Below are 13,567 nucleotides of genomic sequence, written 5' to 3' on the forward strand. Positions count from 1 at the left end.
CTATATTTTTAATTACTTACCATGTCTCGTCTAACTCTCCCTGCTTTTCATTTTGAGCAATCAATAACACCGGAGATATATTTCTTTCATTCAAAATCTTCAGTAAAGGATTAGACAGTTTTTCTTCGCTTAATGTCTTATCTAAAATATAACCCAATCGTTGGATTACAGGAGTATTTGGATATCTTCTTGCTGTTCTATAGAGTGCTGTTGCTTTCATCGCCTGGACTAGCTCTTGTAAAAGAGTAACAGTTCTATTCATCCCTATTTTATCGACGTAGGCTAGTAAATCCAATGCAGTCAATTCGGGAGAAGAAACATTGAGATAACCGACGTCGGTTGTTTTCTGAACAATATCATCTTGTTCCCATGAGTTTTTTGAAAAAAATGAGATCTTCAATTTTTTATTATTAATACTCCTAGGGGCCGGGGTTTCTGCCATTACAAAGTATTCCATCGGTTGTTGATGTGCTGCCCCATGCAAAGCTGCCGCAGACAACAAAGCTACATAATAGGGTTTACTCAAGGACTTCATCAGGTCGTCGATAAACAAATATGGAGGGAGCATTCCCTGATTTGAATAATTAGGTGGAATGATCACATAAAAGCCTTTTCGTATTTGAGCTATCTGTTTCTTGGTTTTATATCTATACAAGCCTTGCAGCAATGTTTTTTTAGACGACTTGAAATGATCACATACTTCTTCAAATGTAAAGGCATAACGTCCTTGGGATTGCAGGTCGACAAAGAACTGATCCCATTTATTACTTCTATCCAATTTCAAATCATCCATAATTTACATTTTCAAAACACTACATAATCTGTAGTTGTTTGCAAATATAGATAATTTATCTGATTTTTTAGTGTTGGCGCATAAAAATGGGGTTACGAAAGCTAAAAAATATCTCAATATAATTGTGAACTAAACTTGAAACATAATTTTTATACTTAAAAGGCGTTCTTTGTATGTATGAAAATGGCGTATAAAAACGGGATCTGCTCGTTTCTGAACCGTTACCGGTTTACTGAGGATGTGGTATAATGCATTGATTTTCAATAAATAATAAATGGTCGTATGGCTAGCACAGTGCCAAGAAAGATGCTTGTTGATGCCGCATCGTTTGGCGGCCGCGTTGATACCGTACAGGCAATTTATGTATGGAGGAACGGGTAATATCTTATCATTCGGAAACCATTAAATCCCAAATCGTTATCCTTCTTTTTTCGTGTCTATTCCATAACCTGAATGCGGGGTTACGGATTAGCAACATCGCTCCGTTTTAACTTGGCTTTTGAACGGTTTTCGTTGGCTTTAACCTGTTTTAGCATTCTATCCTAACTCTCTGTTTCTCAATTTTATTTCTGTACTTTCCGCTATCTCGATTTTCATATTTACTTTTATACTTCTAAGTTACTGACTTACGGGAATTTTTGTTTTATCGGGCAAATAGGAGAAACGAGTGACAGAAACCGGAATAATGGTAATAATTCCGATGAATTGTCTACAAAGTTGTTGCCTGGAGCTGTCTATTTTTGTATTGGAAGAACTATAAATGAAAAGATTATGCCACACATTGCAGTAAGTATGTTGCCCGGACGTAACCGGGAAGTAAAACAAGAACTGGCCGAAAGGCTTCGTGACACGCTGATGGAAACGCTCGGCGTGGATGAAAAATTTGTTTCCGTGTCCGTTGAGGACGTGGAACTGGAAGACTGGGACGATTCGATGAAACGTTTCCCGGAAGAGCATATTTTAATAAACCCTAATAAAAAGTAGCGGTATGAGAAAGTTTTTATTTATCCCCCTGCTATTGGTAACCCTGATGTCCATGGCATCCTGCGGAGGTTCGGACAACGATCCGCTGACACCGGAAACGCCGGGAGAAGGCGACGATAATCCGGATACGCCCACACCCGGTGGAAACGGGCGCTATCTGGTGCTCTACTGTTCACGTACAAGCAATACGGAGCGGGTGGCACAGCAGATTCAAACAACGCTTGACTGCGATATCCTGGAGGTGGAACCCCAGACTGCTTTTGAGAGTGATTACAATGCCATGCTCAGCCGGGCCCAGACGGAACTGGCAGCAATCCGAGAGGGAAATTATCCCGCAATTAAAACTTCGGTGGAGAGCTTCGGGAAGTACGATCTGATTTTCGTCGGTTATCCGATCTGGTACGGAAGCATGGCCACTCCGATGCAGACGTTTCTGCACGAACATGCCGCGAAGTTGGCAGGTAAACGCATTGCCTTGTTCGCGACGAGCGGTAGCAGCGGTATCTCTTCATCGGTCAGCGAGGCAAAAGGGCTTTGTTCCGGTGCAACTTTTACCGAAACCCTGTTGCTGACTTCTTCAACGCTTTCGCAAATGGCAAGCCGCGTGACTACATGGCTCGAACAACTCGGAGCCAACCGGGAAGAAAATAATAATAACAATACGTCTATGAAAATGAATATTACGGTTGGCGGCCGCACCATTACCGCCACGATGGAAGACAATGCCGCAGGACGGGATTTCCTGTCGCGCCTGCCGCTGGAGGTGACACTCAATGACTATAATAATATAACCGAAAAGATTTTTTATCCGTCGCCCGCGCTGACAACGGCGGGCGTCACACGCGGCTGTACGCCTGTACCCGGTGACATTACAATTTATGTCCCGTGGGGCAATGTGGCGATTTTCTGTAAGAACTGGTCGCAGACCAATGATCTGATTAAGATCGGCCACATCGACGGTGACGGTATCAGTGCGTTGAATGTGGCAGGGGATGTTGCCGTAAAGTTTGAAAAGCAATAAAAGGGTTACCACTCTACTCCTTTCGCTATGCTGCCGGAAGGGAAGCGATTGTGTTTAATCCGGCAATAAAACCTGAAATGTGGTAAGAATATCAGTAAATCAGGCACAAAGCCTCTGCCCGTAAGGACGTATTTTTGTATCAGAAATAATAAAAGGAATATAAGATGAAAAAGAATTTAGGGAATACACTTGCTCTTTATCCTACGCCGGCCGTGGTTGTCGGTACGATGGTCGACGGAAAACCGAACTGGGTGCTGGTGGGACATCTGGGCATTATCGGGCACGACCGTATTTTGGTGTCACTGGCTAAGGTGCATTATACGAACCAGGGGATTAAAGCTACCGGACGGCTATCGGTGAATACCATCGACGATAAGTTGCTCCAACGTGCGGATTATGTAGGTTGCGTAAGCGGTGCCAAGGTGGATAAGTCGGAAGTGTTCGATTATCATATCAGTGAAAACGGCACGCCGATGATCGACGATTCGCCACTGGTGATGGATTGTGAAGTGGCAGACAACTACGAAACGGATACTTTCGACAGCTTTATCTGCCGTATTTCAGCTACTTATGCCGAGGAAACCGTGCTGGGTGAGGACGGAAAGATCGATTACGGGAAACTGAAACCGATTCTGTTTGAGATGCCGACCTATTCGTATCTGCGAACGGGCGAAGTGGTGGCTAAATGTATGACTTTAGGAAAAGAATGGAAAGAGAACCGATAAATTAAACCGAATAAAAAGAGAGAGTATGCCATCGATAACAATGGAACTGGTAAAAATGAGCAAAGAAAAGAAGGCTCAGCTGGTAAAGGAAGTAACGGAATCGACTTCCCACATCACGGGATTGCCGGAGCAGACTATTTTCGTATTTATCAAGGAGAACGAACCCGAAAATGTGGGCGTAGGTGGTGTGCTTTTGCCTGACCTGAAGAAATAGTTTTTCGGCCATGAACAGCTTAAAAGTATTGTTGGTAAACGGTAGTCCGCATAAAGAGGGATGCGTGTTTACAGCCCTGACGGAAATTGCCGGAGTGCTGAAAGCGGAAGGGGTGGAATCCGACATTTTCTGGGTGGGTAATGCACCCGTTGCGGGGTGTATCGGCTGCGGGGCCTGTATCGGCAAAAGAAAGTGTTTCAGAAAGGACGTGGTCAATGATTTTGTGGCCCGGATGGACGAATACGATGGGTTTATTTTCGGCACGCCTGTCCACTATGCCGGAGTAAGTGGAGCGATGACTTCGTTTATGGACCGCCTGTTTTTTATCGATGAGTTTAATGGTGAGCATTTCGCCGGTAAACCCGCGGCTGCCATCGCCACCTGCCGTCGTAGCGGCGGTACGGCGGCACTCGATCAGATGAATAAGTATATGGCGGATTGCAATATGCCCCTCGTGCCCTCGCAATATTGGAACATCGTGCACGGGAATACTCCGGAGGAAATCCGCCGTGATGCGGAAGGGCTGCAAACGATGCGCACGCTTGCACGGAATATGGCATGGCTGCTGAAGTGTATCGAAGCGGGACGGGCTGCCGGAGTTTCTTTTCCGGCACACGAAGCGCATGCAATGACCAATTTTATCCGTTAGTTTTTTGTTTCAGAAATAATAAAATAAGGAGGAATATAAAATGAAAAAGCAACCTTTAATAGCATTAGGAACCTGGTCGTGGGGCACAGGAACGGTCGGCGGTGACCAGGTATTCGGAAATCATTTGGGAACGGAAGAATTGAAGCCCGTATTCGATGCGGCGATGGCAAACGGCCTGAATCTCTGGGATACGGCCGTAGTATATGGTATGGGAGCCTCCGAGACGGTGCTCTCTTCGTTTACAAAAAACTGCAAGCGGGAAGAGGTGCTGATTTCTACCAAGTTTACGCCGCAGATTGCCGGCGATTCGGCAAACCCCGTAGCCGATATGCTGGCCGAAAGCCTCGAACGCTTCGGGACGGATTATATCGATGTATATTGGATTCACAACCCGGCGGATGTAGAAAAATGGACTCCCCTTCTGGCTCCGCTGGTAAAGGAGGGAAAAGTGAAGCACATCGGAGTTTCCAACCACAATCTGTCCCAGATCAAACGGGCGGAAGGGATCCTGTCGAAAGAAGGGGTACACGTTTCGGCCGTTCAGAATCATTACAGTCTGTTGTACCGTTCATCGGAAAAGGCCGGAATCCTGGACTATTGCAAGGAAAACGGAATGGATTTCTGGGCATACATGGTGCTGGAACAAGGTGCGCTGAGCGGGAAATACGACACTTCCCATCCGTTGCCGGAAGGCAGTCAGCGCGGTGCGACCTATAACCCGCTGCTTCCGCAAATCGGGAAACTTGTGAGCGTTATGCGTACAGTGGGCGACCGTTACGGCATCACTCCGGCACAGGTAGCCCTGGCCTGGGCTATTGCCAAAGGAACCACTCCGATTATCGGGGTGACGAAAACCGCCCAGGTACAGGATGCCGTGCAGGCTACCGGAATCTCTCTGACAGAGGCAGATGTAAAGACCATCGAAGATGCGGCCGAAAGTACAGGCGTGGACACACGGGGTTCGTGGGAAATGCCGATGATTTAAAAAAGAGATAGGACGATGAAACGATATGCGGTTGTTATTTTGAATCTGTTTTTAGCAGGTACGGCTATGGCACAACAGGCGATGGATGTACACAGTCACACTGTTTTGCCGGAGTTCACGGCATTGCTGGAGCAGCATGATGCGGCACTGGAAGAGACGTTCCCCTTGCCTGCCTGGGATGTCGCTTCACACCTGAAGTTTATGGAGGACGCGGGTATCAAGACGAGTGTGCTTTCGATGCCTGCCCCCCAGCCTTATTTCGGGGATACAGAGGAGTGCCGCCGTGCCACACGGGGGTACAATGAAGCCTGCGCCCGGCTGAAAGCGGAATATCCCGGCAAATTTCTGTTTTGTGCTTCGCTTCCTTTGCCGGATGTAGATGCGGCTATCCGGGAAGCGGTTTATGCCCTCGATACGCTTGGCGCAGACGGCATCAAACTGGCAACGAACAGTCGGGGGCAATATGTCGGCGACGCTGCACTCGACCCGTTGATGGAGGTACTGAACGAGCGCGGAGCTGTCATACTCCTGCATCCGCATAAACCGGCTCCGGTAAATGAAGGAATTATCGCTACCGCACCGCTGGCCATTTACGAATATCCGGCCGAGACGACGCGCACAGTGATCAATATGATTTCGCGCAATGTGCCTGCCCGTTATCCGAAGCTAAAAGTAGTGGTGCCGCATTGCGGTTCGTTCCTGCCGCTGGCGATTCCCCGCATGAAAGCGGTTCACCCCGTGATGCAGGCAAAAGGATTTATGGAACCGATAAATTGGGAAGCAAACCTCCGTAATCTCTACTATGATCTGGCAGGAGGTGCTACGCCTGAAGTGGTGAAAACCTTGCTGACGATTACTACACCGGAACATCTGCTCTACGGTTCGGACTATCCTTACCAGCCGGAGCGTGTGCTGACTGCCGGACTGGCAGGGATGCGGAGATGGATCAAAGAGGACGCAACCCTTGCGCCTTATGTGGAGCAGATCCTGTACGAAAATGCAAATTACTTATTCCGTAAATGATAGTATATGAACAGGCGGAAATTCTTAAAACGCACAGCGGCAGTTGCCGCAATCGCCCTGCTGGCGAAAACGGCATCTGCCGGCAAGTGGATTGCAGGGACAGCCGGACTGCCTGCGGAAACTTTAAAATCAAAGAAAATGAATATAGTCGTATTGACCGGCAGTCCCCGTCGCAATGGGAACACGAATTATCTGGCCGAACAGTTTATCAAGGGGGCGGAAGAGAACGAGCATACCGTTTTCCGCTTTAATTGTGCCGAACATAAAGTGGCCGGGTATATGGCTTGTAATCGTTGCGGAATGGATGGCGAATGTGTGCTGAAAGATGATTTTTCCATTGTCCGTCCTCATCTGGTCGGGGCGGATATGGTGGTGTTTGTGACACCCATGTATTATTTCGGTTTTTCTTCCCAACTGAAAAGTGTGATCGACCGTTTTTATGCGATCAACGGACGCATCAAAGGTGCTCCGAAAAAAACGGCTTTTCTGATGGCTTATGCCGATACGGCCGAAAGCGAAGCAGAGCCGATGCTGCTGCACTACCGGACACTGTCCCGTTATCTGGGCTGGAAGGACTGCGGGGCGGTGGTGGCTCCGGGCGTATGGACGGCAGGGTCGGTGAAAAGTACCCGCTATGGAGACGACGCCTACCGCCTGGGTAAGAGTGTATAATCTTTAAATAAAAGAGTATGAAGAAATTAATTATCGCTTTTCTGCTGATTTCCGGAGGTATACCGGTGATGGCACAAGAAAATAAAGAGGAGGTAAAAAAGATGGATAGAACAGAGCTTTATAAAGAAACGTTTACGGCCTTATTCGGCGGTGAAGCATTGACAGGTCAGGGCACTGATCCGGAGTTTATGGATATTCTCCAGAAATTCATTTTCGGGGAAGTTTTTGCCGTCGGTGATCTTGACCATAAAACCCGGGAACTGATTACCTGTACGACCCTGGCTGTGATGCAGACTTTGCCGCAACTGAAAGCGCATGCCGCCGCAGCCCTCCACGTGGGGGTCAGCCCGGTGGAACTGCGGGAAGCGATTTATCAGTGCGCCCCTTTTATCGGTTTTCCCAAAACACTGAACGCTATTGCGGTGATGAACGAGGTATTTAAGGTACAAGGTATTCCGCTTCCTCTCGAAGCGCAGGGAACGGTTACCGAGGAAAACCGCGGAGAAAAAGGCCGCGCTATCCAGCAGCCGCTCTACGGGGATGAAATCGAGAAAAGAATGGCGGATGTGCCGGGAGGCATGGGAAAAGAGGTATCCCGTTTTCTGACGGAATATTGTTTCGGGGATATTTATACCCGGGGAGGATTGGATGTAAAAACCCGTGAGCTGCTGATTTATTGCATTCTGACTACGCTGGAAGCCGACAGCCAGCTTTCTTCGCATACCCTGGGTAATCTGAAACTGGGCAACAGTAAGGAAACGCTGACGGCGGCTGTGATCCAGTGCCTTCCCTATATCGGTTTTCCGCCGGCCATGAAGGCACTAAATGCCATCAAATCGGCCGGTCAACCTGCTCCGGAGAAGAATATGGTACGCTTGTCGAAGATCACCGTCGATCCGGCACACCTCGCGGAATACAATGTCTTTCTGAAAGAGGAAATAGAAGCCTCCATGCGGTTGGAACCCGGCGTATTGGCTCTTTATGCAGTAGCTGAAAAAGAGCGTCTGAATGAGGTAACTATCCTGGAAATTTATGCGGATGAGGCTGCCTACAAAAGCCATATCGCAACTCCGCATTTTCAGAAGTATAAACAGGGAACACTCGATATGGTGAAACACCTTGAACTGATCGACGCCATGCCGCTGATTCCCGGACTGAAAATGAAATAATCCTGATGGTTACCAATTGTTTGTTATCTTGCTTACTGTCGGATGGGGATGGTCAAAAACAATAAACCGGGGCTGAACAGCAGTGGAAGGTTCGCTCAGACAACTACGTACGGATCATATCGGTTTGCTTTACCAGCACCGGGTTGATCCGAATACGCCGATTGAGGAAGTGGGAGATACGTTTGCCGGACTTATTAAGGAGGGAAAGGTGTTGCATTGGGGTCTTTCGAAAACCGCTCCTGCCACAGTACAGCGTGCGCATGCCGTTTGTCCGCTGACGGCCGTACAAAGTGAATATTCCATGTGGTACCGGAATCCGGAAAAGGAATTGCTTCCTGCCCTGGAGGAATTGGGTATCGGTTTCGTGCCGTTCAGCCCTCTGGGAAAGGCCATACTGACAGTACGGTACGGATACGACTTTCGGGGGGTCGGATTTCCGCAGTACGATTCCCCGTTTCAGTCCGGAGAATCTGGAGCATAATGTTCTGCTTGCGGAATATGTGAAGGAGCCTGCAGCTTCCAAACAGACAACTCCGGCACGGGTAGCTCTGGGATGACACTGGAAACGTTTACTACTTTTGGTACCCGGTTGTGTAATTGTTCTAACCATAACACATTAATTGGTTTTAATGGCTCAGATACACTCTTGTTGCAGACCTGCAGGAAAGTCAACATAAGAATAGAGCTATCTTGCTTTTTAAGGTTAGAAGAGAATAAAGCCCTTATGCTTAAAACCAATTAATGTGTTAATATTCAATTATTTATTTTAAAGTCAACTTTTAATATCTCCCGGTTTTATCTGGACTTACAAATATTATTTACTCAAGGTAAACCCCAATTCAAGTTTTAAGGTATTATTGAAAATAGTTGTAATTTGACTTTTAAAACTATCTATAATGCTTTGTTTCACTATATCCGGTAATTGGTCGAAACCGTCTATGAGGTTGGGTAAAATCAAGGAAAGCAACTGGTCCTGCATCATAGCTACCATATTTTTCAAATAGGTTTTATCAAAATACATCAGTAATTCATTTTTATTTAGCTGGTAGATAAAACTGATTTTGGGAATATCCGGTACTGTTCCTCCGGTCAGTTGTCCTAAATCTGCTGAACGGAGAGCTACTTCTATATACCGTTCATCCAGTTTATAAGTAGCCCCTAAAGTAGCGGGAGTTCCGTCCTGTAAACTCATATTCACTTTCAATGTATTGTCGGCTGCAAAAGTGATACCTTTAAAATAATCTCCCATTTTTTCTTTTGCCATACTCAGGAAAATTGTTTTCAAATCTTCCACAGCTATTGACATTTTACTTTTACCAGCAGAGATTACTATAGAATCCTGGGCATATTCGAATTCAAAATGAGGTTGTCCGTAATTCCAGGTACCGATTAACGGATTGGGTTCGTCCTCACTATCACTACAGGAATACAACACGCTTGCCAGTGTCAGAATCAGAGAAAAGAGTACATACTTTTTCATATACAAAATTTTTATCCTTGTTAGATTTTAAATGAAACAGAAGCTCCAAAACGGGCAGGAGAGCCGGATTGCCCCATATCGTAATACTGGGGTAATTTTTCTCCGACCGGATTGTTGAGCATATATGTAAAAAATGCTTTATCCAGTAAATTCTTTCCCCAAATATGGAAATCAGCATATTTACCGGAAAAGTGCAGGTCCAGATTCCAAAGGAAATAAGGAGATTGTTTCAGTAAATTGGCTTCGTCAAAATACTGGGTTCCGAAACCGGTAACAGTAGTGGAAACTGCAAAATTTTCAAAGCTCAGCCAATGTAAGGGTAATTGATAGGAGAGTCCCATATGACCCGTAAATTCGGGAGACATAACAATACGGTTCCCTTCATAGGTTTTTGTCAGATGGTGATAATATTCCGAATGATTATATCCTGCTGAGAAAGTATAGGTCAAACGGGGAATAATCTCCCATTGCAAATCCACTTCTCCTCCGACACTTCGCGCATCTCCGGCATTTTTAATACTAGGTCCCATCATTCCCATTACAAAAATCTGCTGGTCCTTCCAATCGATATAAAATAGAGCCGTGGTCAGGTTGAATTTTTGACCGGGACTGAAATACTTCATTCCGACTTCATAATTCCACAACTTTTCTTTGTCATAACCCAGATCCACAAATTGAGAACTCATTTCATTTACGATGATATTGTATCCACCGGCTTTATATCCTTTTGCTATATTGGCATATACAGAAACTCCTTTTCCCCATTTTTGTAAAAAAGAAAATTTCGGTAACCAGGCAGAAAAAGCATTGTCTTTTCGGGAAACATGATAGGCCTCAAACCGGGCGGAACCGGTCAATAACAAACTATCCCGGTAATTTAAACTAACCTTCTCGTAGTCATACCGCAATCCTGCCGTCAAAACCATTCCCGGCCATAATTCTTTAACCGAAATCTGACCGTAACCGGCTATTCCTTTCGTAGCCGTCGAATTGTAATACTTTGCTTCATCCAAAGGCATAGGCAAAAGATAATGTTTGTCTTTCCCGAAAGTAGCCAGATACTTGTTTTCCAAATCCTTATAAAACCCGAATGTCCCAATCGTCCAATCCCAGTGTTTCGTGCCCACAGATTGCAGGTTTATTTCCTGTGTAACCAGATTCTGCTTCGATTTCTTATGATTGTCAAACACATCCAGATATGTAAAATCAGCATCTAAAATTTGCTTGTCTTTCGACCAGGAATAAGAAGTCATCCAGTTAAAAGCGGTATACTGTCCTTTTTTCCTCAAATTCAGATGAGAAGTCAACAAATCCCGCTTGTAAGAGGAAGGAGTATTATAATTTACCCTGTACCGCTCTTTTTTCAAGGAATCTACTGCATAATAAGCATACCCGCCGTCATAAGAATGTTCATAATTCGCTCCGAACGAAATCTTCCAATTCCGGGCAGCATAAATATTACCCAGGTATTGTCCATTATAAGATTCTGTCGGATTAGATCTCCTTCCGTTTTCAAAGGCATTTTTAAAATAACCTTTGGATTTATTATAGGAGAAAGAGAGTTTATTGTAAACACTCTTTACCGGCAAGTCAAGAATAAGATTGTAATGCTGAGAAGTATAACTAGCCACTCCGATTTTTCCCCTCAGGGCAAATTTATTTCCGGCCGGACGGGTATTTATATTAATTAAACCGTTGATACTATTTCTTCCGTATAAAGTGGTTTGCGGCCCCCTCAGCACCTCAATCTGTTGGATATCGTACAGATCAAAAACAAAGGCATTTTTGTCAAAAACCGGCACCCCGTCTACGTAAAGGCCTACAGGAGGAGTTCCGGAGACCGTGCCGATTCCACGAATATACATAGGAGTAGAAAGTTTTAATCCTCCTTCCTGCATATAAAAATTGGGAACTATACCCGAAATATTACGTAAGTCAGGATTATTTTCGCCCGGAATAGACCGCTCATTGATTACAGTTAAGGCGACCGGAATATCGGAAGGAGACAGTTCCCGTTTTTCCGCAGTAACCGTTACTTCCTGCAATTGCCGGACAATACTGTATACTGAATCGGGACTCAATAGCGCAGATTGTTGGGTAAATGCCGGAAAGTAAGCGCAGCATAATAAAATTATAAATATATAACGCATACTCATAAATCAAAATGATAATAAAATAGATAAAAATCCCGATGAGGGAAAAAATAGACTTCCGTTTCTATAAAAAGTTTTCACCTAAAGTCACTTAGCCTCTACGGTAAACTTTTATACAAATAAAGTAATTTCCGAAAAGACAACAGGAGGAGCCCTTAAAAAGGAAAAATCAGAAAAAATACCCGGGGAATGAGGAGAGAAATAGATTAACTGTTTTACCTCCGGGATAAAATCTGAATGCCGATATTCAATTTTTTCTTCTTTTTTTTCACAGGCAACATACCATTCATTTGCATTTTCCGTTTTTTCAGTTGCTTTAATGTCCGCTACTAATACTTCCGACGGAACGATCTTTTCCTGAATACAGAAAAAAATTCCGAAAAAAGCCGGAACCAGAAAATAGATTAATATGTTGGTTGATGCGCTTAAGAAAAACATGTGACAAATATATAAAAATATTACTGATATGTATGAGAAACCCATTTATTTAAAATAAATATAAAATAGTCTATTGGTCCATAAAAATCTTCCGTTTTTTTGAAAAATTAAAAAAAATATGTATTTTTGTAGTGAAAACAAATTTGTACTGATTACAAATAAAGTATGGATACAGTCTTTACAGCTCAGGATTATTTAATAAAATACAGAATCAAGCCTTCGGTGCAGCGGATTGCCATTCTGGATTATCTGATGAAGTACAGGACGCATCCGTCTGCAGACGAAATATACGGGGCCCTTTTCAGAAGTATCCCGACTTTATCCAAAACGACGGTATACAATACGTTAAAACTATTTGCGGAACAGGGGGTTTTGTGTATATTGGGAATAGATGAACGGAATGTGCGTTACGATATTGACACCTCCGGTCATGCTCATTTTATATGTATCGGATGTGGTAAGATATATGATATCCGGGTTGCAGATCTGGATAAATTAATCTCAAAAGGAAAAGAAGAATTTTCTGTAACAGAAATGCGTCTCTATTACAAAGGATATTGTAAATATTGTCAGAAAGCGAAAGAACTGAAAAATGTAATAACAGAATAGGCTATTATTAAAATTAAATTGTTATGAAAAAATTTATTTGTACTGTATGTGGTTATGTGTATGAAGGAGAAGAAGCTCCGGAATTTTGTCCTCAGTGTAAGGCTCCGAAAAATAAATTCAAAGAATTGGAAGAGACGGAAGGGGCTCTTACGTTCGTAGATGAGCACGTGATTGGAGTTGCACAAGGCGTGGATACTGAAGTATTAGAAGGATTAAAAGCTCATTTTAACGGAGAATGCACAGAAGTAGGTATGTATCTGGCTATGAGCCGTCAGGCAGACCGGGAAGGTTATCCTGAAATAGCAGAAGCTTTTAAGCGTTATGCCTGGGAAGAGGCGGAACATGCATCTAAATTCTGTGAATTGCTTGGTGAAATGGTTTGGGATACCAAGACAAACCTGAAAAAAAGAATGGAAGCCGAAGCCGGTGCTTGTGAAGATAAAAAACGGATTGCAACTTTAGCTAAAAAACTGAACTTAGACGCCATACACGATACGGTTCACGAAATGTGTAAGGATGAAGCCCGTCATGGAAAAGGTTTTGAAGGTTTATATAACCGCTATTTCAAAAAATAAAGGAAATTAAATCCCCCCATCTGTTCTTTTTAGTGAATAAGGGATGATGCCTGATCAGGGTTTGTTTGAACAGGATT

The 13,567-nt window shown here is 44.3% G+C and carries 14 protein-coding genes and 2 pseudogenes; 12 read left to right on the forward strand and 4 right to left on the reverse strand.

The window, feature by feature from the left end; translation table 11 throughout:
* Positions 1 to 16 precede the first annotated feature (16 nt).
* Entirely contained in the window at positions 17 to 793 is a 777-nt protein-coding gene (locus Q0465_RS06290) for a type IV toxin-antitoxin system AbiEi family antitoxin (protein ID WP_298614177.1), read from the reverse strand.
* Positions 794 to 1,564: 771 nt separating this feature from the next.
* Here Q0465_RS06290 and Q0465_RS06295 point away from each other — a divergent pair.
* From Q0465_RS06295 to Q0465_RS06340, 10 genes and pseudogenes are all read left to right on the forward strand, one after another.
* A complete protein-coding gene (locus Q0465_RS06295; RefSeq protein WP_298614179.1) occupies positions 1,565 to 1,777 on the forward strand; it encodes a tautomerase family protein in 213 nt (70 codons plus the stop codon).
* A 4-nt stretch (positions 1,778 to 1,781) separates the two neighbouring features.
* Positions 1,782 to 2,798 carry a cyclophilin-like fold protein gene (locus Q0465_RS06300; protein ID WP_298614181.1) on the forward strand — a complete coding sequence of 339 codons (1,017 nt, stop codon included), beginning with the start codon at positions 1,782 to 1,784 and terminating at the stop codon, positions 2,796 to 2,798.
* Between the two features lie 164 nt (positions 2,799 to 2,962).
* Positions 2,963 to 3,490, forward strand: a pseudogene (locus Q0465_RS06305) (flavin reductase family protein); the annotation flags it as partial.
* 58 nt (positions 3,491 to 3,548) lie between these two features.
* Positions 3,549 to 3,737 carry a 4-oxalocrotonate tautomerase DmpI gene (dmpI, locus tag Q0465_RS06310; RefSeq protein WP_298614182.1) on the forward strand — a complete coding sequence of 63 codons (189 nt, stop codon included), beginning with the start codon at positions 3,549 to 3,551 and terminating at the stop codon, positions 3,735 to 3,737.
* Between the two features lie 10 nt (positions 3,738 to 3,747).
* Positions 3,748 to 4,386, forward strand: a complete 639-nt coding sequence (locus Q0465_RS06315) for a flavodoxin family protein (RefSeq protein WP_298614184.1) — start codon at positions 3,748 to 3,750, stop codon at positions 4,384 to 4,386.
* Positions 4,387 to 4,426: 40 nt separating this feature from the next.
* On the forward strand, positions 4,427 to 5,371 hold the full coding sequence (locus Q0465_RS06320; protein ID WP_298614186.1) for an aldo/keto reductase: 945 nt from the start codon (positions 4,427 to 4,429) through the stop codon (positions 5,369 to 5,371).
* Between the two features lie 81 nt (positions 5,372 to 5,452).
* Positions 5,453 to 6,394, forward strand: coding sequence for an amidohydrolase family protein (locus Q0465_RS06325; protein ID WP_298614340.1), 942 nt, complete (start codon positions 5,453 to 5,455; stop codon positions 6,392 to 6,394).
* Between the two features lie 6 nt (positions 6,395 to 6,400).
* Positions 6,401 to 7,066 carry a flavodoxin family protein gene (locus tag Q0465_RS06330; RefSeq protein WP_298614188.1) on the forward strand — a complete coding sequence of 222 codons (666 nt, stop codon included), beginning with the start codon at positions 6,401 to 6,403 and terminating at the stop codon, positions 7,064 to 7,066.
* Positions 7,067 to 7,083: 17 nt separating this feature from the next.
* On the forward strand, positions 7,084 to 8,235 hold the full coding sequence (locus tag Q0465_RS06335) for a carboxymuconolactone decarboxylase family protein (RefSeq protein ID WP_298614190.1): 1,152 nt from the start codon (positions 7,084 to 7,086) through the stop codon (positions 8,233 to 8,235).
* Between the two features lie 79 nt (positions 8,236 to 8,314).
* Positions 8,315 to 8,786 (forward strand): annotated as a pseudogene (locus Q0465_RS06340) (aldo/keto reductase); the annotation flags it as partial.
* A gap of 263 nt (positions 8,787 to 9,049) precedes the next feature.
* Here Q0465_RS06340 and Q0465_RS06345 read toward each other — a convergent pair.
* The 3 genes from Q0465_RS06345 to Q0465_RS06355 all read right to left on the reverse strand — a co-directional run bounded on the left by Q0465_RS06345 (position 9,050) and on the right by Q0465_RS06355 (position 12,306).
* Positions 9,050 to 9,715 carry a DUF4923 family protein gene (locus Q0465_RS06345; RefSeq protein WP_298614193.1) on the reverse strand — a complete coding sequence of 222 codons (666 nt, stop codon included), beginning with the start codon at positions 9,713 to 9,715 and terminating at the stop codon, positions 9,050 to 9,052.
* 20 nt (positions 9,716 to 9,735) lie between these two features.
* Entirely contained in the window at positions 9,736 to 11,865 is a 2,130-nt protein-coding gene (locus Q0465_RS06350; protein WP_298614195.1) for a TonB-dependent receptor, read from the reverse strand.
* A gap of 114 nt (positions 11,866 to 11,979) precedes the next feature.
* A complete protein-coding gene (locus Q0465_RS06355; RefSeq protein WP_298614197.1) occupies positions 11,980 to 12,306 on the reverse strand; it encodes a hypothetical protein in 327 nt (108 codons plus the stop codon).
* Between the two features lie 165 nt (positions 12,307 to 12,471).
* On the opposite strand from Q0465_RS06355, the gene Q0465_RS06360 reads away from it, so the two are divergent.
* Both Q0465_RS06360 and Q0465_RS06365 read left to right on the forward strand, forming a co-directional pair.
* Positions 12,472 to 12,915, forward strand: coding sequence for a Fur family transcriptional regulator (locus tag Q0465_RS06360; RefSeq protein WP_298614199.1), 444 nt, complete (start codon positions 12,472 to 12,474; stop codon positions 12,913 to 12,915).
* Between the two features lie 23 nt (positions 12,916 to 12,938).
* Positions 12,939 to 13,490: a ferritin family protein gene (locus tag Q0465_RS06365; protein WP_298614201.1), complete on the forward strand. Its 552-nt coding sequence runs from the start codon at positions 12,939 to 12,941 to the stop codon at positions 13,488 to 13,490.
* Positions 13,491 to 13,567 lie beyond the last annotated feature (77 nt).

It is taken from the genome of uncultured Odoribacter sp. (genome assembly GCF_937966165.1).
Lineage (GTDB): Bacteria > Bacteroidota > Bacteroidia > Bacteroidales > Marinifilaceae > Culturomica.

Excerpts from the sequence above, each read along its gene's own strand:
- dmpI (WP_298614182.1), top strand. The coding sequence starts at position 3,549 with ATGCCATCGATAACAATGGAACTGGTAAAAATGAGCAAAGAAAAGAAG.
- Q0465_RS06350 (WP_298614195.1), bottom strand. The coding sequence starts at position 11,865 with ATGCGTTATATATTTATAATTTTATTATGCTGCGCTTACTTTCCGGCA.
- Q0465_RS06290 (WP_298614177.1), bottom strand. The coding sequence starts at position 793 with ATGGATGATTTGAAATTGGATAGAAGTAATAAATGGGATCAGTTCTTT.
- Q0465_RS06325 (WP_298614340.1), top strand. The coding sequence starts at position 5,453 with ATGGATGTACACAGTCACACTGTTTTGCCGGAGTTCACGGCATTGCTG.
- Q0465_RS06365 (WP_298614201.1), top strand. The coding sequence starts at position 12,939 with ATGAAAAAATTTATTTGTACTGTATGTGGTTATGTGTATGAAGGAGAA.
- Q0465_RS06295 (WP_298614179.1), top strand. The coding sequence starts at position 1,565 with ATGCCACACATTGCAGTAAGTATGTTGCCCGGACGTAACCGGGAAGTA.
- Q0465_RS06335 (WP_298614190.1), top strand. The coding sequence starts at position 7,084 with ATGAAGAAATTAATTATCGCTTTTCTGCTGATTTCCGGAGGTATACCG.
- Q0465_RS06330 (WP_298614188.1), top strand. The coding sequence starts at position 6,401 with ATGAACAGGCGGAAATTCTTAAAACGCACAGCGGCAGTTGCCGCAATC.
- Q0465_RS06315 (WP_298614184.1), top strand. The coding sequence starts at position 3,748 with ATGAACAGCTTAAAAGTATTGTTGGTAAACGGTAGTCCGCATAAAGAG.
- Q0465_RS06360 (WP_298614199.1), top strand. The coding sequence starts at position 12,472 with ATGGATACAGTCTTTACAGCTCAGGATTATTTAATAAAATACAGAATC.
- Q0465_RS06355 (WP_298614197.1), bottom strand. The coding sequence starts at position 12,306 with ATGTTTTTCTTAAGCGCATCAACCAACATATTAATCTATTTTCTGGTT.
- Q0465_RS06320 (WP_298614186.1), top strand. The coding sequence starts at position 4,427 with ATGAAAAAGCAACCTTTAATAGCATTAGGAACCTGGTCGTGGGGCACA.
- Q0465_RS06300 (WP_298614181.1), top strand. The coding sequence starts at position 1,782 with ATGAGAAAGTTTTTATTTATCCCCCTGCTATTGGTAACCCTGATGTCC.
- Q0465_RS06345 (WP_298614193.1), bottom strand. The coding sequence starts at position 9,715 with ATGAAAAAGTATGTACTCTTTTCTCTGATTCTGACACTGGCAAGCGTG.